The following is a 21,570-nucleotide window of genomic DNA, read 5'->3' as shown; positions in this document are numbered from 1 at the left end:
TCTCGTCATCCCGGACTTGATCCGGGATCCATTCTCTCAGCGCCGGATGAATGGATCCCGGATCAAGTCCGGGATGACGATGCGAGGTAGGTCGGCTTCCGGTCGCAACCAGTCTTACGCAAAAAGGGGCCGCGGAGCGGCCCCTTTTCCTGTTTTCGATTTCTCGCGAGTGCTTACCGCTTGTCGACCGGCACGAACGGGCGCTGCGTCGGGCCGGTGTAGAGCTGACGCGGGCGGCCGATCTTCTGCGCGGGGTCGGAGATCATCTCGTTCCACTGGGCGACCCAGCCGACGGTGCGGGCAAGCGCGAAAAGCACGGTGAACATCGTCGTCGGGAAACCGATCGCCGAGAGGATCACGCCCGAATAGAAATCGACGTTCGGGAACAGCTTCTTCTCGATGAAATAGGGGTCGTTCAGCGCCATTTCCTCGAGCTGCAACGCGACCTCGAACACCGGATCGTTGACCTTGAGCGTGTCGAACACCTCGCGCACCGTCTTTTGCATCACGGTCGCGCGCGGATCGTAATTCTTGTAGACGCGGTGGCCGAAGCCCATCAGGCGGAACGGGTCGTCCTTGTCCTTGGCGCGGGCGATATATTCGGGAATCCGCTCCGGACGGCCGATTTCGCGCAGCATGTTGAGCGCCGCCTCGTTCGCGCCGCCATGCGCGGGGCCCCAGAGGCAGGCGATTCCCGCCGCGATGCACGCGAAGGGGTTCGCGCCCGACGAACCCGCGAGACGGACAGTCGAGGTCGAGGCATTCTGCTCATGATCGGCATGGAGGATGAAAATGCGGTCGAGTGCGCGGACGACCGCCGGATCGACCTCATATTCCTCGGCCGGAACGCCGAAGGTCATGCGCAGGAAATTATGCGTGTAGCCGAGGTCGTTGCGCGGATAGACGAACGGTTGGCCGACCGAATATTTATACGCCATCGCCGCGATCGTCGGCATCTTCGCAATCAGCCGGTGGCTGGCGACCATGCGCTGGTGCGGATCGTGAATCTCGGTCGAATCGTGGTAGAAGGCGCTGAGTGCGCCGACGATGCCGCACATCAGCGCCATCGGATGCGCGTCGCGGCGGAAGCCGCGGAAAAAGGTCGACAATTGTTCGTGGACCATCGTGTGGCGGGTGATGGTATTGTCGAAAGCCGTCAGTTCTTCGGCATTCGGCAGTTCGCCGTTGAGCAGCAGATAGCAGGTTTCCATGAAGGTCGAATGTTCGGCGAGGTCGCCGATCGCATAACCGCGGTGCAGCAGCACGCCCTCGTCGCCGTCGATATAGGTGATCGCCGATTCACAGCTCGCGGTTGAGGTGAAGCCGGGATCGTAAGTGAAGGCGCCCGTCTGGGCATAGAATTTGCGGATATCGACGACATCGGGGCCGACCGTGCCCTTGAGCACCGGATTTTCGACAGTGGTGTCGCCCAGGGTGATTTTTGCGATATCGGTCATTTTCTTTCCCCTGAAGGTTTAGGGCGGGAGACGTTGCGGTTACGCCCCTGCCGGATAATATTGCGCTGCGTCAAGTCGCGCCAGGCTCGCGTCGCGGCCGAGCAGCAGCAGCACGTCGAAAATTCCCGGAGATACCGTGCGTCCGGTCAGCGCGGCGCGCAGCGGCTGCGCGAGTTTGCCGAGCCCGATTCCGGCCGACTCGCTCGTCTCGCGAACCGCGGCCTCGATATCCTCCGCATTCCAGTCGTTCAGCCCGCGCAGCTTTTCGGTGACGCCGGCGAGCACTCCCTCCGGCGCATCCCTTAGCACCTGCGCGGCCTTTTCGTCCACCGCCAGCGGCAGCGCCTCGAAAAGGAAGGTCGCGCCCTCGGCGATCTCGTCCAGCGTCCTGGCGCGGGGCTTCAGCGACTCCATCGCGCGGACGAGGAGAGCGCGGTCCCCGTCGCCCAGCGCGCGCCCGACGAGCGTTTCGACGCGCGGCGCGACGAGGTCGGCGAGGCGGGCGTCCTCGGCTTCGCGGATATAATGGCCGTTCAGATTTTCGAGCTTCTTGAAGTCGAAGCGCGAGGGCGAGCGGCCGACATGATCGAGATCGAACCATTCGACCGCCTGCTCGCGGTTGATGATCTCCGCATCGCCGTGGCCCCAGCCGAGGCGGAGGAGATAATTGTTCACGGCTTCGGGCAGATAGCCCATCTCGTCGCGATAGGCATCGACGCCGAGCGCGCCGTGGCGCTTCGACAGTTTCGCGCCGTCGGCGCCGTGGATCAGCGGCACATGCGCATAGACCGGCTCGCGCCAGCTCATGGCCCGGATCAGCGCAAGCTGGCGGAAGGCGTTGTTGAGATGGTCGTCGCCGCGGATGACGTGGGTGATCCCCATGTCGTTGTCGTCGACGACGACGCTGAGCATATAGGTCGGCGTGCCGTCGCTGCGCAGCAGGATGAAATCGTCGAGTTCGGCATTCTGGACGGTGACGTCGCCTTGCACGCGGTCGCGGATCGTGACCTCGCCGTCCTGCGGCGCGCGCAGGCGGATGACGTGCGGCGCCGCGGGGTCGCCGTCGTCGCGGTCGCGCCACGGGCTGCGGACGCGGAAGGGGATGCGCTTTTCCTGCGCCTCGGCGCGCATCGCCGCGAGTTCGTCCTGCGTCAGATAGCAGCGATAGGCCGCGCCTCTGGCGAGCAGGTCGTGCGCGACCTCGGCATGGCGCGGCGCGCGCGCGAACTGAAAGACGGCATCGCCGTCCCAATCGAGGTCGAGCCATTTCATGCCGTCGAGAATCGCGTCGATCGCGGCGTCGGTCGATCGCGCGCGGTCGGTATCCTCGATGCGGAGTAGGAACTTGCCGCCATGGTGGCGCGCGAACAGCCAGTTGAACAGCGCGGTGCGCGCGCCGCCGATGTGCAGATATCCGGTCGGGGAGGGGGCAAAGCGCGTCACCACGTCGGAGCCGGTTGCTTCGGGAGCCGCTTCTGCCAATTTGGTCGGGTTTTCGGTTGCCACTGTGGCCTCTTTCACTCAATTTGCCGCTCCGGTCAGGGGGACCGGGACGGAGGATCGGGGCAGCCCCTAGCATGGCGGCAAGGTCGCTTCAAACGCCCATACGCGCACGCGTGGTTACCGCCCTCCGCGGGGTTTCGGAGCGCGCCGAGGCGTGGCTGGACGTCGAGCGCGAGCGGATCGGGCTCTGGCTTCCCGTCGCGCTCGGCGCGGGGATCGCCGCCTGGTTCGCCTTGCCGGCGATGATACAGTGGATCGGGCTGCTTTTCCTGCTCGCCGCGGGCGCGCTTGTCGGGGTGCTGGCCGGGTGGCAGCGGCGGTTGGGGCGTATCGCAGCGGTCGGCTCTGCGGTGATGGCGGCAGGACTGCTGCTGATCTGGGCGCGCGCGTCGTGGGTCGCGGCACCGGTGCTGGCGCAGCCCGCGGTGACCGCCTTTTCGGCCGAGGTCGAAGCGGTCGAGCCGCAGCCTGCGCGCGAGCAGGTGCGGCTTATCGTTCGCCCGCTGCGGCGGCCCGATCTGCCCCCGCGTGTCCGGCTGACGCTTCGCGGCGACGGCGACGGCATCGCGCCGGGCGCGTTCGTCGGGCTGCGCGCGCGGTTGATGCCGCCGCCGACGGCGAGCCTGCCGGGCGGCTATGATTTTGCGCAGCGCGCCTGGTTCGACCGGATCGGCGCGGTCGGGACGGTGCTCGGTGACGTCGTGCGGTCACCCGGAGCGCGGCGCGGGAGTCAGCCGCTACGCGCACGGCTGAGCGCGCATATCCACGCACAGGTCGCGGGGTCGCCGGGCGGGATCGCGGCGGCGCTCGTCACCGGCGATCGCGGCGCGATTTCGCCCGAGGATGACGAGGCGATGCGCCGCGCAGGGCTGGCGCATCTGCTGTCGATCAGCGGGCTGCATGTGACCGCGGTGATCGGTTTCGCGATGCTCGTTGCGATGCGGCTGTTCGCGCTCAGCCGGCGGCTGGCGCTGGCGGGATATGTGCTGCCGATCGCCGCCGCTGCCGGGGCGCTCGCGGGGGCGGGCTATACGTGGCTTGCGGGCGCCGAGGTGCCGACGCTGCGTTCGCTGATCGCGGCGCTGCTCGTCCTCGTCGCTTTCCTGATGGGGCGCGAGGCGCTGACCCTGCGGCTTGTCGCGGCGGGGGCGCTGATCGTGCTGCTGTGGCGCCCCGAATCGCTCGCGGGGCCGAGTTTTCAGCTCAGCTTCGCGGCGGTGACGGCGATCGTCGCGCTCCACGAAAGCCCAATGATGCGGCGCTTCCTCGCGCGCCGCGACGAAGCTCTGCCGCTGCGATGGGGGCGGGCGCTGGCCGGGTTGCTGATCACCGGATTGGTGGTCGAGCTCGCACTGGCGCCGATCGCGCTGTTCCATTTCCACAAGGCGGGGCTTTACGGCGCGCTTGCCAATGTCGTGGCAATCCCGCTCACCACCTTCGTGATCATGCCGATGGAGGCGGCGGGGCTGCTGTTCGATAGCGTCGGGCTCGGCACGCCCTTCTGGTGGGTCGCCGATCACGCGCTGCGTCTGCTCATCGCGCTTGCGCACGCGGTGGCCGACACGCCGGGGGCGGTCGCGACGATGCCGAGCTTTCCGCGCTGGGGCTTTGCGCTGACGGTCGGCGGCGGGCTGTGGATCCTTATCTGGCGGACACGCTGGCGCTGGGCGGGGGCGGTGCCGCTGGCGATCGGTATCGCGGCGCTGCTCGCGCAGCCGCGCCCCGACCTGCTGATCACCGGCGACGGACGCAACATCGCGGCGGCGGTGCCCGGCGGCGGCTATGCGTTGCTGCGCAACCGCGCGGGCGATTTCGTGCGCGATACGATGAGCGAAGCGGCGGGGATCGACGCGCCGCTGGGCGCACTCGCCGATCTCGATCATGTCGAATGCAACGCCGATTTCTGCCGCTGGCGGCAGGGGGCCGAGGAGGGCGTCACACGCGCAGGGCAGGGCATCGCGCGCGGAGAACAGGACGCGGCGGCACGCGTCATCCTCGCCTCGCGCGGCCGCGACCGGATCGAGGGGGCCGAGATGGCCGCCGCCTGCGCCGCCGCCGATGTCGTGATCAGCGACCGCTGGCTGCCGCGCGAATGCGCCGGGCGCTGGCTGACGATCGACCGCGACAGCCTGGCGCAAAGCGGCGGGCTGGCGATCTATTTCGGCGAGCGGCCCCGCGTCGTTGCCGCGCTACGCGCGGGCGACGAGCATCCGTGGCGCCAGCCCGACCAGCTCAGTGGTAACGACGAAGCAGTCCCGACAGACGCCCTTGCACCATGACCCGCCCGGCCTCGTAACGCTGCGGCTCATAGGCGCTGTTGGCGGGATCGAGCCGGATCATCTTGCCCTCGCGCCGGAAATATTTGAGCGTCGCGTCCTGCCCGTCGACCAGCGCGACGACGATGTCGCCCTCGCGCGCGGTGTCGGCTTTCTGGATCAGCGCATAATCGCCGTCGAAGATGCCCGCCTCGACCATCGAGTCGCCCGACACTTCGAGCGCATAATGCTCGCCCGCGCCGAGCAGCGCGGCGGGGACCGCGAGCTGGTTGTGATCCTCGAACGCCTCGATCGGCACGCCCGCGGCGATCTTGCCGTGCAGCGGCACCTCGATGATGTCGTTCGCGGCAATCGGGCGCAGCGCGGGGGCGGGTTTGCGCAGCGGGACGATATTGTCGCGATCGCTCAGCACAGGAGCCTTGGTGCCTTCGGGGGTCTTGAGCACTTCCAGCGCGCGGGCGCGGTTGGGCAGGCGGCGGAGAAAACCCCTTTCTTCCAAAGCACTTATCAGGCGATGAATACCCGATTTCGACTTGAGGCCGAGCGCTTCCTTCATCTCCTCGAACGACGGCGAGATGCCGCTCGCGTCGAGGCGCTGCTGGATGAAGTGGAGCAGTTCATGCTGCTTGGCGGTCAACATCGATCATTCTCCATCATGCCCCGAATGGACCGGGCGCCGGACATAGGGAGAACGATAGTGGAACAAATCGGAACTTGTCAAGCGATGTCGATATAGTCGGCCAGCTCGCCCGCGGCTTTCGCGGCCGTGCCGATTTCGCGGATCACGAGCGCGCCGGCGTCGGCGAGCGGAAAAGTGCGGCCGCTGTCCTGCCCGTCGAACAGCACGAGGCGCTCGCCGTCGCGGCGCGCGCGCAGATAGTCGCGCCGCGCGCCGCCGGGGCCGAGCGCGGCCGCGAGCGGCGCTTGCCGGATTTCGGGCAGCGGGTCGCGCGCACCGGCGAGATGGCGGACGAGCGGGAGCAGGAACAGGATCGCGGTGACGAAAGCCGATGAGGGATTGCCGGGCAGGCCGAGCAGCAGCGCGTCGCCGATGCGGCCCGCGATCAGCGGCTTGCCCGGCTTCATCGCGATCTTCCAGAAATCGACGCGTCCGCCTGCGTCCTCGAGCGCGGCGCGGATATGGTCGTGATCGCCCACCGACGCGCCGCCGACGGTGACGATGACGTCGTGACGTCGCGCCAGATCCTTGAGAACGCGTGCGATCATCGTCCGGTCGTCGCGCATGTGCAGCGGCAGCCCGGCGTCGGCGGGTTCGCGCGCAAGCAGCGCCGCGAGCATCGGGCCGTTGCTGTCGGGAATCTGGCCGGGGGCGAGCGTGCGGCCCGGCTGGACCAGTTCGTCGCCGGTCGTCATGATCGCGACGCGTGGGCGCGCGCCGACCGCAAGCTGCGCCGCGCCGCCCATGATCGCGGCGGCGATGGCGCCCGGGGTCAGGCGCGTTCCGGCGACGAGGAGTCGGTCGCCCGCGGCGAAATCGCTCGCGCGGGCGCGGATATGCTGACCGCGCGCGGGCGCGTCGCCGGTCAGGGTGAGCGTCGCCCCATGGGCGGCGGCATTTTCCTGGATGACGACGGTGTCGGCGCCTTCGGGAAGCATCGCGCCGGTGAAGATGCGGGCCGCCTCGCCCGCGCCGAGCGGCGCGGATGGCGCGGTGCCTGCGGCCACCTCTCCGCTGATCCGCCAGGGGCCGGGAAGATCGTCGAAGCGGATCGCATAGCCGTCCATCGCCGACAGCGGTGCCGCAGGCTGATCGCGTTCGGCTGTGATATTCTGTGAAAGATAGCGACCAAGCGTTTCGGAAAAAGCGATAGCCTCCGGCGCGAGCGGCGAACGCAATGCGAGCAGGCGCGCCTGCGCTTCCTCGACGGCAAGCGGGCCGCTCATGCGGCGCGCCAGTCGCCCGAGCGGCCGCCGCTCTTTTCGAGCAGGCGGATGCCCTCGAGGATCATCGCGCGATCGAGCGCCTTCGCCATGTCGTAGAGCGTCAGCAGCGCGACCGAGGCGGCGGTGAGCGCCTCCATCTCGACCCCGGTCGGTCCGGTCGTTTCGGCGGTGGCGCGGACCGAAACGCCGGTGTCTTCCCAGTCGAATTCGACCGACACTTTGGTGAGCGCGAGCGGGTGGCATAGCGGGATCAGTTCGGACGTGCGCTTCGCGGCCATGATGCCGGCGATGCGCGCGGTCGAGAGGACGTCGCCTTTAGGGGCATTGCCGGCGCGGATCGCATCCAGCGCCTCGACCGACATCGCGATGCGGCCGCCCGCGACGGCGCGGCGCCGGGTCGCGGGTTTGGCGCTGACATCGACCATATGCGCGGCGCCGCTGTCGTCGAGGTGAGTCGGTTTGCTGGTCATCGGGGCGAGACAAGCAATGCAGGGTGAGAAAGGCAAGGGGAGATGGCGGCTTTCGACCGATAGGCGACGTTGAGCATCTCCTAACGTCGTCATTCCCGCGAAAGCGGGAACCCAGGGCGTGCGTCGGCTGACCCCACACTGGGTTCCCGCTTTCGCGGGAATGACGAAAGTGGGGAGTGTCCGCTCCCCACCCCAAAGCGGAAATGGCGTTTTACTCGTTCGGCTTACCCGTTCAGCAGCGCCTTTGTCGCCGCCTCGACATCCGGCTGGCGCATCAGGCTTTCGCCGACGAGGAAGGCGTGGACGCCGCTTTGCGCCAGGCGAAGGCAGTCGGCATGGCTGGCGATGCCGCTTTCGCCGACGAGAAGCGTGCCGGGCGGCACCAGCTTCGCCAGCCGCTCGGTCACTGCGAGGTCGGTTTCGAAGGTGCGCAGATCGCGGTTGTTGACCCCGATCAGCCGCGAACGAAGCCGGGTCAGCGCGCGGTCGAGTTCGGCCTCGTCATGCACTTCGACGAGGACATCCATGCCGCGTTCGATCGCGGCCTCCTCGATCTCGCGCATCGCGCCGTCGTCGAGTGCTGCGACGATGATCAGAATCGCGTCGGCACCGATCGAGCGCGCCTCGGCGACCTGCCACGGATCGATCATGAAATCCTTGCGCAGGACGGGAAGGTCGCACGCGGTGCGCGCCGCGATCAGAAATTCCTCGTGCCCCTGAAAATAAGGCGCGTCGGTGAGCACCGACAGGCAGGCCGCGCCGCCCGCGGCATAGGCACGGGCGTGTTCGGCGGGATTGAAATCTTCCCTTATCAATCCCTTGGACGGTGAAGCTTTCTTGATTTCGGCGATCAGTCCGAAACCGCCCGCTCCGATCTTTGCCCGCAGCGCGGTCGTAAAGCCGCGCGGGGCGCCGGCGTCGATGCCGTCGAGGTCGGGAATCGAATAGGCCTGGCGGCGCTGCGCCACTTCCTGCGCCTTGGTGGCCAGGATTTCGGTGAGTTTGTTCACGGATTGCGCCTCGTTTTTCCGTCATTGCGAGCGCAGCGAAGCAATCCAGAGTCGCGTAAACCGCCCTGGATTGCTTCGCTGCGCTCGCAATGACGAATGGAAGAGTGAAAGATCATTTATAGGCGATCCAGCAGTTGAGCAGGGCGTTGGCGAGCCCCTTGTCGATCGCTTCGGCGGCTTCCTCGACGCCGTCCGCGAGCGTTTCGGCGGCGCCCGCGACGACCAGCGCCTCGGCGGCATTGTAGAGCACCGCATCGCGATAGGCGCCGGGCTCGCCCAGCAGCAGCGCGCGGAGCGCCGCCGCGTTCGCCGCTGCGTCGCCGCCGCGGATCGATTCGATCGGATGGCTGGGAAGTCCCGCGTCGGCGGCCGTGCTGCGCTGCATCCGCACCCCCTCGCGGGTGACGACCGCGACCTCGTTGCCGCCCGCGAGCGACAGTTCGTCGAGTCCCTCGTCGCCCGAAATTACGCGTGAATGATCGGTGCCGAGCCGGTGCAGCGCCTCGGCATAGACGGGGACATAGGCGGGACGCGCGATGCCGACGAGCTGGCGCGAAACGCGCGCGGGGTTGGCGAGCGGGCCCATCAGGTTGAAGATGGTGCGCTGCCCGATCGCCTTGCGGATCGGCTGGATGCGCTTCATCGCGGGATGATGGTTCGCCGCGAAGAGGAAGCAGATGCCGAGGTCGGCGAGTTGCGCTTCGGCCATCGCTCCGGCGCGTTCCATGTCGAGGCCCAAGGCTTCCAATGTGTCGGCGGCGCCCGATTTCGACGAAGCCGCCCGATTTCCGTGCTTTGCAACCGGAACCTCGCACGCCGCGACGACGATTGCGACCGCGGTCGAGACGTTGAGCGTGTGGTGGCCGTCGCCGCCGGTGCCGCAGACGTCGATCGCATTATCTGGCGCATCGATCGGGATCATCCGGTCGCGCATCGCCTGTGCCGCGGCGGCGATCTCGACCATCGTCTCGCCGCGATCCGAAAGCGCGATCAGGAAGCCGGCGATCTGCTCGTCGCTCGCGCTGCCGTCGAGGATCGCCGCGAACGCGGCGCCCGCTTCGTCATGCCCCAGTAGCGCGGTGGGGTCGGGGAGCGGGCCGAAGCGGCTCATGCCGCGCGCCGCGCCGCGACCGGCAATCCCGCAAGGCTGAGGAAATTCGCGAGCATCGCATGACCGTACTCGGTGGCGATGCTTTCGGGGTGGAACTGGACGCTGTGGATCGGCAGTTCGACATGGCGGAAGCCCATCACCGCGCCGTCGTCGCTCGTCGCGTTGATCGCGAGAACCGGCGGAATATCGACGACCTCGAGGCTGTGGTAGCGCGTCGCGGTGAGCGGCGAGGGGAGGCCGGTGAAAAGGCCGGTGCCGTCATGGCAGACCGGCGAGGTCTTGCCGTGCATCAGGTGGCCGCGCTGCACCGTGCCGCCGAAATGCTGGCCGATCGCCTGATGGCCGAGGCAGACGCCGAGCAGCGGCTTTCCGGCATCGGCGCAGGCGGCGACGAGATCGAGGCTGATTCCCGCTTCGTTCGGGGTGCAGGGGCCGGGCGAGATCAGGAAGGCCGCGGCATCGGTCGCAAGCGCCTGCGACGCGGTCAGCGCGTCGTTGCGCTCGACGCGCACCTCGGCCCCGAGCTCGATCAGATAATGAACGAGGTTGAAGGTGAAGCTGTCATAATTGTCGATGACGAGGATCATGGCGGCGCCCTAACGGTTTTGCGGCGCGGGGGGAAGCTCTACGAACTATCGGGCGAGCAATTCCACCTTCATCCTTCGGAATCATTCGGCCATCAGCTTCGCCAGATCGTCCTTCCAGAATTTCGCCCATGTGTGGGTGCTGTGGCCCTTCGTCTCGGCGCTGGCGGGGATCAGGATGAACTTCGCCGCTGGCATCCGCGCAGCCGCTTTTTCGGTGATGCCATAGCCGGGCGGGTTGATGAAATCGTCGGCCGAATTGATCCACAGCATCGGCACCTCGATCTTTTCGAGATTCGCCCATGGATTGTAATTTCTTGACGAATCAAATTGATAGATGGTGTCGTTCGCATCGTTACGGCCGAAGGTGCGCGCGAAGGCTTCGTCCTTGTATTTTTCCGCGGCTTCGCGTGTCGGATATTGCGCCTGTAGCGCATAGGGATTCGCGCCTGCGATCATCGACAGCGACGCGGCTGTGCGCAGCCCCGACAGCGGCGGATCGGTATAGTTGCCGTCCTTCCACAACGGATCGGCCTTGATCGCGTCGATCGACAGCGTGCGCCACATGCGGTTCTCGCCCGCGATCTCGACCGGCAGGCAGGCGAAGGGCGCGAGCCTTTCGGCGAAGCCCGGATGCGCCTCGCCCCAGACGAAGGCGTGCATACAGCCCATCGAGGTGCCGAGGATCAGCTTCAATTTCGTCACGCCCAGCTTTTCGGTGAGCATCCGGTATTGCGCGGCGACCATGTCGTCATAATCGTAGCGGGGGAACGCCATCTTGAGGCCGTCGCTCGGCTTCGACGAACCGCCGTGGCCGATATTGTCGGGCAGGATGACGTAATATTTGCTGGCGTCGAGAACCTGCCCGGGGCCGAACAGCTCGTTCGCGAACAATTGCTTGCCGGTGCCGCCGGTGCCGTGGAGGATCATCACCGCGTTGGTGACATGGCCCTGCCGGTCGCGCTGCGGCTTGCCGAGCGTCGTGTAATGGATTCGCAACTCGGGCAGCTTTTCGCCGGTGCCGAAGGCGAAATCCTTGAGGATCGCGTCACCCTCGACAGCGCTTTCGAGCTGCGCGTGGGCGGGACTGGCTGCGGCGAGGAGCAGGGCGAGCGAGGCGAGGCGTTTCAGCATGGCGACGAAGCTAGCGCTCGCCGGCACCGGGTCAAGCTATTGCCCGTAGTCTGCCTGGCCCGCGATGCGCACCGCCTCGCGCGCCGCCGCGAAGAGCGCGCCGGCCTTCGCCTCGCATTCGCGCTGTTCATAGGCGGCTTCGCTGTCGGCGACGATGCCGGCGCCGGCCTGGACGTGCATTTCGCCGTCCTTGACGATCGCGGTGCGCAGCACGATGCAACTGTCCATATTGCCGTCGGGAGCGAAATAGCCGACGCCGCCCGCATAAGGCCCGCGCGCGTCGGCCTCCAGCTCGGCGATGATCTGGCAGGCGCGCACTTTAGGCGCGCCGCTGACCGTGCCCGCCGGGAAGCCCGCGAACAGCGCGTCGATCGCATCCTTGTCGGGCGCGATGCGGCCGATGACGTTCGACACGATGTGCATGACGTGGCTGTAAAATTCGACCGTATAGCTATCGGTGACGGTGACGCTGCCGCCGGTCGCGGCGCGTCCGACGTCGTTGCGACCGAGGTCGAGCAGCATCAGATGCTCGGCGCGCTCCTTGGGATCGGCGAGCAAGGATTCGCGATTCTCGGCATCTTCCCCGCTGGTCTTGCCGCGCGGGCGGGTGCCGGCGATCGGACGGATCGTGATCTCGCCGTCGCGGACGCGCACCAGAATCTCGGGCGACGAGCCGATGATCGCGAAGCCCGGGAGGTCGAGGAAATAGAGGAAGGGCGACGGGTTGATCCGGCGCAGCGCGCGGTAAAGGTCGAAGGGCGGCAGGTCGAACGGAGTCGAGAAGCGCTGCGACAGCACGACCTGAAAGATATCGCCCGCGGCGATATAATCCTTCGCCGTGGCGACCATCTCGGCGAAGCGCTCGGGCGTCGTCGCGGGGATCGCGGCGATGTCGGCGGGCAGGGTTTCGGTGACGGCGCGCTGGCCGTGGGCGCTGGCGGTCGCGAGGCGCGCGGCGATGGCGTCGAGGCGGTCGGCCGCGGCGTCGATCATCCGGTCGATCGGTGCGCCGGCATCGGGCCAGATCGGAGCGATCAGGAAGAGTTCGTCGGCGAGGCGGTCGAAGACGAGGATCGTCGTCGGGCGCACGAACACCATGTCGGGCAGGCCGAGCCCCGCGCCCGGCGCGCGCGCGATGCGTTCGACGAGGCCGATGGTTTCATAGGCGAAGAAGCCGACGAGCGTCGCGAGCGCCTTCGGCAGCCCCTCCGGCACGTCGAAGCGGCATTCGGCGACGAGGTCGCGCAGCGCCTGAAGCGCGCCGGTTTCCAGGGGCGTGAAGGCGTGCTTGTCGTGCCGCCAGTCGCGGTTGATCCGCGCGACGTCGCCGGTGACCTCGAACAGCAGGTCGGGGTCGAGCCCGATCAGGCTGTAGCGTCCGCGCGTCTCGCCGCTTTCGACCGATTCGAGCACCCAGTCGCCGCGGCCCGGCTCGATCAGCTTGAGTGCCGCCGAGACGGGGGTCTCGATATCGGCGATCAGCCGCTGCCAGACGACCGCGCCGCGGCCGCCGGCCAGCGCCTCGAGCGCGGCAGCCCTGCCTTCCAGCGTCACTTATTCGCCGACCGGCGCGGTGCCGGCCAGTTCCTTGCGCAGCGTTTCGAGCAGATCCTTGTTGATCTTGACCCCGACGCGGCGCTTGGCCTCGGCGGCGAATTGTTCGACCAGCTCGTTGCCGAACGCGGGGGCGAGCGGCTGCGCGATCGCATCGACGCGGGCGGGATCGATCGCTTTCGGATCGGGGCGGTCGACCTCGGTCAGCGCGATCACCATCCAGCCGCGATTGCCGGGGATTTCGAGCGTCTTGACGCTGCCCTTGGCCATCGAGAAGAGCAGCGCGAGTTCGGGCGGCACCGGCTTGCCGTCCTGGCCGAGCTCGGCGCGGCGGCCGCCGATCGTCTGGACGCCGGCATTGGGCCCGGAGGCTTTCGCGGCTTCGGTCAGGCTCTTGCCGCCTTCGACCGCCTTGACGATCGCGCGCGCCTTGTCGCGAGCGACCTTCTGGCCCTCGGCAAAGCGCCATTCGCCGAGCAGGTCGCCGCGAATCTGCGCGAAGGGCGGCGGCGCCGCGGCGACGATCGACTTCACCGAATAGACGGCGAACTTCTCATTCTCGACCAGCGTCGCGAGCTGCGCCTCGCCTTCGCCGCTGGTCTGGAAGGCGCCGCTGATCATCGGCGCATATTCGGCGGCGAGCGCGAAGCCCGGTGTGCCCGGCGCGCGGCCGCTGGGGAGCAGGGCGGGGGTTTCCTCGACCTTGAGCTTGCGATCGGCGGCGATCTCCTCGATCGAAGCGCCGCTGTTCACCGCGTCCTGGATCGCGTTGTAATAATCGACGATCGCCTCGTTCGCCTTGTTCTTGCCGAGCTCGACGCGAATCTCGGGCGTCGCGGCGGCGAGATCGCGGGCGGGCTTGGCCGTGACGCCTTCGACGCGCGCGACGACCCAGCCGAGGCCCGACTGCACCGGGCCGATAAGATCGCCCTGCTTTGCCGCGAAAGCGGTCTTGGCGATCGCGTCGCTGGTCGTGGCGGCATAGGCCGATTGCGTCAGTTCGCCGGTCGTCGAGGCCGAAAGTCCCGCGCCCTGCGCGGCGGCAGCGAGCGATGCGCCGCCACGGACCTTCGCGGCGATGGCGTTCGCGGTCGCCTGATCGGGCGCGATCACCTGCGCGAAGCGGCGCGTCTCGCTTGCGGCAAATTGCGCGGCATTGTCCTTGTAGGCCTTGGCGATTTCGGCGTCGCTGACGGGGGGGACGGGCACGGCGCTGCGGTCGAACAGCGCATATTGCACCACCCGGCGCTCGGGCACCGTGAATTTCGAGACATTCTGTTTGAGGAAGGTCTTGAGCGCGGCGTCGCCGGGATCGCCGGCCGGCGCGAAGGCGCTCGCCGGAATGAAGGTCGCCTGGCCCTGCCGCTGTTCGAGCAGAAGCGCGGCGTAAGGGCGCGCCACGCCGGGCGAGAGGCGAGGAATCGTGCCGATCGGAACGCCGATCTGTTCGAGCAGCAACTGCTGCCGGAGCTCCTGGCGAAGCTGCGCCTCGGTCATGCCGTTCTGGCGCAGGAAATTCTCGAACGTCTTTTGATCGAACTTGCCCGACACGCCCGAAAAGGCGGGAATGTCGGCGATGCGGCCGTCGATCTGGCGCTTGCTGACGCTGAAGCCGATCTTGGTCGCGAACTGATCAAAGGCCAGGCCGTCGACGAGCTGGCCCAGCACCTGATCGAGCCCGCCGCCCTCGACGAAGGCCGCCATGGTAAGGCCCGGCTGCTGCTGGCGCGCCTGATTATACGATTGGCGCACCCGGTCGCGCAACTCGCCGAGGCCGATCTCGCGATCGCCGACCTTGGCGACATTGGCGCCGCCGAGCCCGCCGAATGAGGCATTACCGGTCACGTCGCCCAGCGCGAACAAAATGCCGATCAGGACGATGAAGGCGAGCGCGGTGAACTTGCCGATCGTCGAACTGAAAAGGTTGCGGAGGTTCGTGATCATGAAGCGGTCAGTCTTTCGGCAGGCGCGGATGTGCGCGGTCGCGCGCTGCTTTAGGCGGGACGGGAGAGCGCATCAAGGCGGGAAAATATAAGCGGGCGGATGGCTGCTCCTCATTCTGGAAAGCTGCGTTGCCCCTCCTCGTCACCCCGGACTTGATCCGGGGTCCCGCTTTGTCGGCGTTGCTGAGCGGGACCCCGGATCAAGTCCGGGGTGACGACAGGGCTGGCTGCGGCTTGCCTTGGCGGCTCTCGCGCCGCTAGGGGAAGCGATCGGATCGACGAACAAGGAAGAGGGCGATGACGCGGCGCAAATATGTGGTCGGCAACTGGAAGATGAACGGGCTGACGGCGATGCTGGGTGAGGCAAAGGCGATTTTCGCCGCCGCCGAGACGCATACTTCGGTCGACGTCGCGCTCTGCCCGCCGTTCACATTGATCGGCGCCATGGCCGCCGCGGCGCCCGGCGCGGCGGTCGGCGGGCAGGATTGCCATGCGTCGGCCTCGGGCGCCTTTACCGGATCGGTGGCGGCGCGGATGCTCGCCGATGCGGGCGCGCGCCTCGTCATCGTCGGGCATAGCGAACGGCGCGAGGGCTTCGGCGAAAGCGACGCCGACGTTTGCGCCAAGGCCGAGGCGGCGCTCGCGGCGGGGCTGTCGGTGATCCTGTGCGTCGGCGAACCGCGTGCGGTGCGCGAATCGGGCGGAGCGATCGCTTATGTGTTGGCGCAGATCGCCGGGTCGCTGCCCGGCGAGTTCGATCCGGCGCGGCTTGCCGTCGCCTATGAACCGATCTGGGCGATCGGCACCGGGCTGGTGCCGACGGTCGCCGACGTCGCCGACATGCACGGGGCGATCCGCGCGAAACTGAACGAGCAGGCGGGCGCTGGGGCGGCGAGTGCCATGCGTCTTCTCTATGGTGGGTCGGTGAATGGTGACAATGCCGCCGAACTGCTGGGCGCGGGCGACGTCGACGGCGCGCTGGTCGGCGGTGCGAGCCTGACGGCGGCGAAGTTCGTGCCGATCGTCGAAGCAGCGGCCAGTCTCTGATCGTCGCCCCCGCGAAGGCGGGGGCTGCCATCGGTTTGCGTGGCAAGGCAGGAAGAGACCGCCAGCGGCCCCCGCCTTCGCGGGGGCGACGTGTTTGGGCGGGCGACGTATGGCTTGAACCCCCGCCGCTTCGTCTCTATGTGCGCCGCGGGCGTGGTCCGTATGGGGCCATGCAAGTTCCGGGAAATATAGATGTCCAGTCTCTTCACCTTCCTGCTCGTCGTCCAGGCGCTGATCGCCGCGGTGATGATCGGCGTCATCCTGATGCAGAAGTCGGAAGGCGGCGGCTTGGGAGTCGGCGGCAGCCCCGCGGGGCTGCTCTCGGCGCGCGGTGCGGCCGATTTCATGACCCGGGCGACCACGGTGCTTGCGACCTTGTTCGTCGGCCTGTCGATCGTTCTCGCGGCGCTGGCCTCGGTGGGCGGCGCCGGCGGCTCGACGATCGATACGTCGCTGTCGAAGACCGCGCAGCAGAGCAGCGCGCCGGCTTCGTCGCTGACCGGCGCGGCGCAGCAGGCGCCGGCCCAGAGCGCGCCCGTCTCCGACGATCCGCTCGCCGCCGCGTCCGCCGCGGCCAGCCAGAAGGCGGCTCCGGCCCCGGCCGAAGCGCCCGCCAAGAAATAAGCCCGTAAATCCCCGGGCGGCTTCGGCTTTCCGGCTTCGCGCGCGATTGCGGAAATATTTCCGTGTCGTGCGATTCGACGGCTTGCGCCGTCCCCCTCCTGTTGAGTAAGTCTTTCCTCCCATGGCGCGGTTCATTTTTATCACCGGCGGCGTGGTCTCCTCGCTTGGCAAAGGTTTGATGGCGGCTAGCCTCGCGGCCTTGTTGCAGGCGCGCGGCTATCGTGTGCGTATCCGGAAATTCGACCCCTATCTGAACGTCGATCCGGGAACGATGTCGCCCTATCAGCATGGCGAGGTCTATGTGACCGACGACGGGGCCGAGACCGACCTCGACCTCGGCCATTACGAACGCTTCACCGGCGTCGCGGCGCGGCAGAGCGACAATGTCACCTCGGGCCGCATCTATCAGCAGATCATCACCAAGGAACGCCGCGGCGACTATCTGGGCGCGACGGTGCAGGTGGTTCCGCACGTCACCGACGCGATCAAGGCCTTTGCCCGCGCCGAGACCGACGATCTCGATTTCGTGCTGTGCGAGATCGGCGGCACCGTCGGCGACATCGAATCGCTGCCCTTCATCGAGGCGATCCGCCAGCTTCGCAACGAGGAGGGGCGTGAGAATACGCTGTCCGTCCACGTCACTTTGGTGCCCTATATCGCCGCCGCGGGCGAGCTGAAGACCAAGCCGACCCAGCATAGCGTGCGCGAACTCGCCTCGCTGGGCGTCCAGCCCGACGTGCTGCTCTGTCGCTGTGAGAAGCCCTTGCCCGAGGGCGAGCGCGCGAAGATTGCGCAATTCTGCAACGTGCGGAAGGAAGCGGTGATCCCGGCGCTCGACGCCGATTCGATCTACTCGGTGCCGGTGCAATATCATGGCGAGGGCCTCGATTCGGAGGTGCTGCGCGCGTTCGGCATCCATGACGCGCCCGAACCCGACCTCACCGCCTGGTACGACATCATGGACCGCAAGCAGCACCCCGAGGGTGAAGTCACGATCGGCGTCGTCGGCAAATATGTCTCGCTGCCCGACGCCTACAAGTCGCTCAACGAGGCGCTGGTGCACGGCGGGATGGCGAACCGGGTCAAGGTCAATATCCGCTGGCTCGACGCCGAAATGTTCGAGGAAGGCGACCTTGCGGCCAGACTGGAGCCGATGCACGGCATCCTGGTTCCCGGCGGCTTCGGCGAGCGTGGATCCGAGGGCAAGATCGCCAGCGTCCGCTTCGCGCGCGAACAGGGGGTGCCGTTCCTCGGCATTTGTCTGGGCATGCAGATGGCGTGCATCGAGGGCGCGCGGAACACGAGCGGGATCGCCAAGGCGTCGAGCACCGAATTCGGCGCGACCGACGAGCCGGTCGTCGGCCTGATCACCGAGTGGATGAGCGCCGAGGGGCTGCAAAAGCGCGGCGCGAACACCGATATGGGCGGCACGATGCGGCTCGGCGCCTATGACGCCAAGCTGTCGCCGAACAGCCATGTCGCGAGCATCTATGGCGCCAACGACATCAGCGAGCGCCACCGGCACCGTTATGAGGTTAACGGAGCGTATCGCGAAGCGCTCGAAAAGGGCGGTCTGGTCTTTTCAGGCATGTCGCCCGATGGCATGTTGCCCGAAATCATTGAGCGGCCGGACCATCCGTGGTTCATCGGAGTGCAGTTTCACCCCGAGCTCAAATCCAAGCCCTTCGATCCGCATCCGCTGTTCAAGGGGTTCATCGAAGCCGCGGTGAAGCAGAGCCGGCTCGTCTAACGCAAAAGCAAAGGGATGACAGGGGCATGGATCACGCGAAACTCGCTGCACTGCAGGGCTCCGACAGCATATTCTCGGGCCTGACCGTCGAGGATTGGGCGGAGATCGCCAGCCGGTCGGTGCAGATCAGCTTTGCCAAGGGCAAGGAACTGCTCGTCCAGGGCGATCCCGGCGACATGATGCTGATCCTGACCGAGGGCACGGCGCGCGTGTCGATGCTGACCGCGGGCGGGCGCGAGATCGTCCTGGCCTATGCCGAGCCCGGCGCGGTGCTGGGCGAGATTGCGCTGCTCGACGGCGGCGAGCGCACCGCGTCGGTGACCGCGACCAGCGCGGGAAGCGCGCTTCAGCTCGGCCGCAACGCGCTCAGGGATTTTTCGGCGAGCCACCCCGAATTCACCTGGTCGCTGATGCAGCAGCTCGCGCGGCGGCTGCGCACCGCCGACCAGACGATCGAGAGCGACCGCGCCTATGCCTCCGGCCCCCGGCTCGCGCGCTATCTCAAGCGGCTGATCCGCAAGGACGCGGTCGAGACGACGCATCGTGTGGAGCTCAGCCAAACCGAGCTCGGCAATTTCGCGGGGATGAGCCGCGAGCATATCAACCGTCAGCTTCGGAGCTGGGAGGAATCGGGGGTGATTTCGCTCGAGCAGGGGCGAGTGCGCGTGCTCGATGCGGATATGCTTGAGGATATCAGCGAGAGCGAGGGGTGAGTCCTCCCCTCCCTGCAAGGGAGGGGCTGGGGGTGGGTGGCCGCAGGCGTTCTGTCTTGAACGCAGACCCACCCCGCTGCGACTAGGCAGCAAGCTGCCAAGTCTTCGCACCCCTCCCTTTCAGGGAGGGGCAATCGTGTTCCCAGCTATCTTCGCCCCAGAATCACAACGCCCGGGCCTCTTGCGAGACCCGGGCGCCTGTGACGAACACTCGCCATCCCCCTTTGTTGCAAGCCCGGCGAAAGGCTTGCACTCCCTGGAGCCGGGCCTTTGGGCCGCGTTGAACCAGAGAGTGTGGGCTAGGGCCAAGGGGGGGATTTGTCACCCTTCGGCACGCCTGCCGCGTTTCTTTTGGCCCGGCCTGTGGCCGATGAGCAACATATTATGCGAATCGTTCGCAACAGGGCGGCGCGCCGCCCCATTGCCAGTATCGCCGCCGCTGCCTAAAGCGAGGCCATGACCGCACCGCGCATTGCGCCAAAAAGGCCGCTCGCCCCATGATCCTGCGTGCGTATGAACGCGCCATCTTCAAACGCTATCTGCTCCCCCAGCGCGGCGAAGGCTTCATCTTCGTCGCCGCGGCGTTCAGCTTCATCGCGGTGACGCTGGGGGTCGCGGCGTTGGTGATCGTGATGAGCGTGATGAACGGCGTCCGGTCCGACCTGTTCGACAAGATCGTTGGGCTGAACGGCCATGCGGTGGTGCAGGGCTTCGGCGGGCGGCTCGACGATTGGCAGGACGTGCTGAAGCAGGCGAAGGCGACGCCTGGCGTCACGTCGGCGACGCCGCTGATCGAACAGCCGCTGCTCGTGACGTTCAGCGGGCGCGTCGAGGGGGTGCTGGTGCGCGGCATGACCGTGCCCGACATCCGCAAGAACGACGTGCTGGGCGGCAAGGTGCTGCAGGGCAGTCTCAATTCGCTCACGCCGGGTTCGGGCAATGTCGCGCTCGGCAGCGAGCTGGCGCGCAATCTGGGCGCGACGGTCGGGTCGACGGTGACTATCATCAATCCGCAGGGGCGCTCGACCCCCTTCGGCACGGTGCCGCGCGAGATCGCCTATCGCGTGTCGGCGATCTTCGAGATCGGAGTCTATGATTTCGACAAGGCCTATGTCGTGATGCCGATGGAGGATGCACAGCTTCTGCTGCTCAGCGGCGATCAGATCGGGATGATCGAGGTCAAGGTGACCGACCCCGACCATGTCGGCGACATCCTCCAGCCGCTCGCCGAGAAGGTCGCGGCGAAGGCGGTGATATCCGACTGGCGGTCGATGAACGCGAGCCTGTTCGAAGCGCTGTCGATCGAGCGCGTCGCGATGTTCATCATCCTGTCGCTGATCATTCTGGTCGCGGCGTTCAACATCATCTCGTCGCTGATCATGCTGGTGCGCGCCAAGATGCGCGACATGGCGATATTGCGGACGATGGGGGCATCGCGCGATTCGGTGATGCGCATCTTCATCGCGATCGGGCTGGCGATCGGGGTCGCGGGAACCTTGATGGGGATGGCGATCGGTTTCGGCCTGCTCTTCTTCCGCCAGAATGTCCTGCGCGGGTTCGAGATCATCACGGGACAATCGCTGTGGGACCCGTCGATCCGCTTCCTCACCGAGCTGCCCTCGAAACCCGATCCGTTCGAGATCACGGGGATTGCGGTGATGACGATCGTCTTCAGCTTCCTCGCGACACTCTATCCGGCCTATAAGGCCGCGAACACCGATCCGGTGCAGGTGCTCCGCTATGAGTGACCTCCTCCTCGAACTCACCGGGCTCAAGCGTAGCTTCACGCAGGGCGACGTCACCATCGAGGTGCTGCGCGGGATCGACGCGAATCTTCGCCGCGGTGAGATCGTCGCGCTGCTCGGCCCGTCGGGATCGGGCAAGTCGACGATGCTGCAAGCCGTCGGCCTGCTCGAAGGCGGATTCGACGGCACGATCCGCATCGACGGCGAGGACGTCACGCGCTTCGACCAGGGCGCGCGCACCAGGACGCGGCGCGAGAAGATCGGTTTCGTCTATCAGTTCCATCATCTGCTCCCCGATTTCACCGCGATCGAGAATGTCGTCCTGCCGCAGCTTATCCGCGGCGCGGGGCAGGCGGAGGCCGAGGAACGCGCGACCGACCTGCTCGGGCGGCTGGGGCTCGCCGAGCGATTACACCACAAACCGAGCAAGCTGTCGGGCGGCGAGCAGCAGCGCGTCGCGGTGGCGCGCGCGCTCGCGAACCGGCCTTTGCTGGTGCTCGCGGACGAGCCGACCGGCAATCTCGATGAAGCGACCGCCGACCGCGTGTTCGACCAGTTCGTGAAGCTGGTGCGCGACCATGGCTCGGCGGCGCTGGTCGCGACGCACAACGAGCGGCTGGCGGCGAAGATGGACCGCGTGCTGCGCTTGCACGAGGGACGGATAGAGGGGTAGGCTGTTCCCGATTTCCGTTCGTGTCGAGCGAAGTCGAGACACCCATCGGGGAGGATCGAGGTCGATGGGTG

The 21,570-nt window shown here is 67.1% G+C and carries 18 protein-coding genes; 7 read left to right on the top strand and 11 right to left on the bottom strand.

Translation table 11 applies throughout. The features are described 5' to 3' along the window. Positions 1-173 precede the first annotated feature (173 nt). Complete coding sequence (locus OJI97_RS18730; RefSeq protein WP_297666031.1) at positions 174-1,457, bottom strand: citrate synthase; 1,284 nt, start codon at positions 1,455-1,457, stop codon at positions 174-176. Positions 1,458-1,496: 39 nt separating this feature from the next. Further along, positions 1,497-2,963 (bottom strand): glutamate--tRNA ligase, encoded by a 1,467-nt coding sequence (gene gltX, locus OJI97_RS18725; protein ID WP_297666029.1) that lies wholly within the window; start codon positions 2,961-2,963, stop codon positions 1,497-1,499. A 110-nt stretch (positions 2,964-3,073) separates the two neighbouring features. Between gltX and OJI97_RS18720 the strand changes: the two genes are divergently transcribed. Beyond that, on the top strand, positions 3,074-5,239 hold the full coding sequence (locus OJI97_RS18720; RefSeq protein WP_297666027.1) for a ComEC/Rec2 family competence protein: 2,166 nt from the start codon (positions 3,074-3,076) through the stop codon (positions 5,237-5,239). On the opposite strand, the gene lexA is transcribed toward OJI97_RS18720, so the two are convergent. From lexA to OJI97_RS18675, 9 genes are all read right to left on the bottom strand, one after another. Beyond that, the gene (gene lexA, locus OJI97_RS18715; protein ID WP_297666025.1) at positions 5,193-5,876 is read right to left on the bottom strand and encodes a transcriptional repressor LexA; all 684 of its coding nucleotides are present in this window, start codon (positions 5,874-5,876) and stop codon (positions 5,193-5,195) included. The genes OJI97_RS18720 and lexA overlap by 47 nt on opposite strands. Positions 5,877-5,953: 77 nt before the next feature. Then, the gene (locus OJI97_RS18710; RefSeq protein WP_297666023.1) at positions 5,954-7,141 is read right to left on the bottom strand and encodes a molybdopterin molybdotransferase MoeA; all 1,188 of its coding nucleotides are present in this window, start codon (positions 7,139-7,141) and stop codon (positions 5,954-5,956) included. Next, entirely contained in the window at positions 7,138-7,611 is a 474-nt protein-coding gene (gene moaC, locus OJI97_RS18705) for a cyclic pyranopterin monophosphate synthase MoaC (protein WP_297666021.1), read from the bottom strand. The genes OJI97_RS18710 and moaC overlap by 4 nt, the downstream gene beginning before the upstream one ends. A gap of 224 nt (positions 7,612-7,835) precedes the next feature. Continuing rightward, the gene (trpC, locus tag OJI97_RS18700) at positions 7,836-8,621 is read right to left on the bottom strand and encodes an indole-3-glycerol phosphate synthase TrpC (RefSeq protein WP_297666020.1); all 786 of its coding nucleotides are present in this window, start codon (positions 8,619-8,621) and stop codon (positions 7,836-7,838) included. 112 nt (positions 8,622-8,733) lie between these two features. Then, on the bottom strand, positions 8,734-9,732 hold the full coding sequence (gene trpD / locus OJI97_RS18695) for an anthranilate phosphoribosyltransferase (protein WP_297666019.1): 999 nt from the start codon (positions 9,730-9,732) through the stop codon (positions 8,734-8,736). Continuing rightward, the gene (locus OJI97_RS18690; RefSeq protein ID WP_297666017.1) at positions 9,729-10,319 is read right to left on the bottom strand and encodes an aminodeoxychorismate/anthranilate synthase component II; all 591 of its coding nucleotides are present in this window, start codon (positions 10,317-10,319) and stop codon (positions 9,729-9,731) included. Before OJI97_RS18690 ends, trpD begins: the two co-directional genes overlap by 4 nt. A gap of 81 nt (positions 10,320-10,400) precedes the next feature. Continuing rightward, a complete protein-coding gene (locus OJI97_RS18685) occupies positions 10,401-11,450 on the bottom strand; it encodes an alpha/beta fold hydrolase (RefSeq protein ID WP_297666015.1) in 1,050 nt (349 codons plus the stop codon). A 36-nt stretch (positions 11,451-11,486) separates the two neighbouring features. Next, on the bottom strand, positions 11,487-13,004 hold the full coding sequence (trpE, locus tag OJI97_RS18680; RefSeq protein WP_297666013.1) for an anthranilate synthase component I: 1,518 nt from the start codon (positions 13,002-13,004) through the stop codon (positions 11,487-11,489). Then, the gene (locus OJI97_RS18675; protein ID WP_297666011.1) at positions 13,005-14,948 is read right to left on the bottom strand and encodes a peptidylprolyl isomerase; all 1,944 of its coding nucleotides are present in this window, start codon (positions 14,946-14,948) and stop codon (positions 13,005-13,007) included. 296 nt (positions 14,949-15,244) lie between these two features. On the opposite strand from OJI97_RS18675, the gene tpiA reads away from it, so the two are divergent. The 6 genes from tpiA (at position 15,245) to OJI97_RS18645 (ending at position 21,499) form a co-directional block, all read left to right on the top strand. Then, a complete protein-coding gene (tpiA, locus tag OJI97_RS18670) occupies positions 15,245-15,994 on the top strand; it encodes a triose-phosphate isomerase (RefSeq protein ID WP_297666009.1) in 750 nt (249 codons plus the stop codon). Between the two features lie 192 nt (positions 15,995-16,186). Next, positions 16,187-16,618 (top strand): preprotein translocase subunit SecG, encoded by a 432-nt coding sequence (gene secG / locus OJI97_RS18665; protein WP_297666007.1) that lies wholly within the window; start codon positions 16,187-16,189, stop codon positions 16,616-16,618. Positions 16,619-16,739: 121 nt separating this feature from the next. Further along, positions 16,740-18,368: a CTP synthase gene (locus OJI97_RS18660; protein WP_297666005.1), complete on the top strand. Its 1,629-nt coding sequence runs from the start codon at positions 16,740-16,742 to the stop codon at positions 18,366-18,368. A 26-nt stretch (positions 18,369-18,394) separates the two neighbouring features. Next, positions 18,395-19,081 (top strand): Crp/Fnr family transcriptional regulator, encoded by a 687-nt coding sequence (locus tag OJI97_RS18655; RefSeq protein WP_297666003.1) that lies wholly within the window; start codon positions 18,395-18,397, stop codon positions 19,079-19,081. A 497-nt stretch (positions 19,082-19,578) separates the two neighbouring features. Next, positions 19,579-20,829 carry a lipoprotein-releasing ABC transporter permease subunit gene (locus tag OJI97_RS18650; protein ID WP_297666001.1) on the top strand — a complete coding sequence of 417 codons (1,251 nt, stop codon included), beginning with the start codon at positions 19,579-19,581 and terminating at the stop codon, positions 20,827-20,829. Further along, positions 20,822-21,499 (top strand): ABC transporter ATP-binding protein, encoded by a 678-nt coding sequence (locus OJI97_RS18645; protein ID WP_297666000.1) that lies wholly within the window; start codon positions 20,822-20,824, stop codon positions 21,497-21,499. The genes OJI97_RS18650 and OJI97_RS18645 overlap by 8 nt, the downstream gene beginning before the upstream one ends. The last annotated feature ends 71 nt before the right edge of the window (positions 21,500-21,570 follow it).

The sequence above is a fragment of the Sphingopyxis sp. genome, assembly GCF_025869345.1.
Lineage (GTDB): Bacteria > Pseudomonadota > Alphaproteobacteria > Sphingomonadales > Sphingomonadaceae > Sphingopyxis.
The sequence above is the reverse complement of the archived record's forward strand: the minus strand, read 5'-3'. Positions and strand labels throughout refer to the sequence as shown.

Coding starts and splice junctions, on each gene's coding strand:
- OJI97_RS18730 (WP_297666031.1), bottom strand. CDS start 1,457: ATGACCGATATCGCAAAAATCACCCTGGGCGACACCACTGTCGAAAAT.
- lexA (WP_297666025.1), bottom strand. CDS start 5,876: ATGTTGACCGCCAAGCAGCATGAACTGCTCCACTTCATCCAGCAGCGC.
- OJI97_RS18710 (WP_297666023.1), bottom strand. CDS start 7,141: ATGAGCGGCCCGCTTGCCGTCGAGGAAGCGCAGGCGCGCCTGCTCGCA.
- moaC (WP_297666021.1), bottom strand. CDS start 7,611: ATGACCAGCAAACCGACTCACCTCGACGACAGCGGCGCCGCGCATATG.
- trpD (WP_297666019.1), bottom strand. CDS start 9,732: ATGAGCCGCTTCGGCCCGCTCCCCGACCCCACCGCGCTACTGGGGCAT.
- OJI97_RS18690 (WP_297666017.1), bottom strand. CDS start 10,319: ATGATCCTCGTCATCGACAATTATGACAGCTTCACCTTCAACCTCGTT.
- OJI97_RS18685 (WP_297666015.1), bottom strand. CDS start 11,450: ATGCTGAAACGCCTCGCCTCGCTCGCCCTGCTCCTCGCCGCAGCCAGT.
- OJI97_RS18675 (WP_297666011.1), bottom strand. CDS start 14,948: ATGATCACGAACCTCCGCAACCTTTTCAGTTCGACGATCGGCAAGTTC.
- tpiA (WP_297666009.1), top strand. CDS start 15,245: ATGACGCGGCGCAAATATGTGGTCGGCAACTGGAAGATGAACGGGCTG.
- secG (WP_297666007.1), top strand. CDS start 16,187: ATGTCCAGTCTCTTCACCTTCCTGCTCGTCGTCCAGGCGCTGATCGCC.
- OJI97_RS18660 (WP_297666005.1), top strand. CDS start 16,740: ATGGCGCGGTTCATTTTTATCACCGGCGGCGTGGTCTCCTCGCTTGGC.
- OJI97_RS18655 (WP_297666003.1), top strand. CDS start 18,395: ATGGATCACGCGAAACTCGCTGCACTGCAGGGCTCCGACAGCATATTC.
- OJI97_RS18650 (WP_297666001.1), top strand. CDS start 19,579: ATGATCCTGCGTGCGTATGAACGCGCCATCTTCAAACGCTATCTGCTC.
- OJI97_RS18645 (WP_297666000.1), top strand. CDS start 20,822: ATGAGTGACCTCCTCCTCGAACTCACCGGGCTCAAGCGTAGCTTCACG.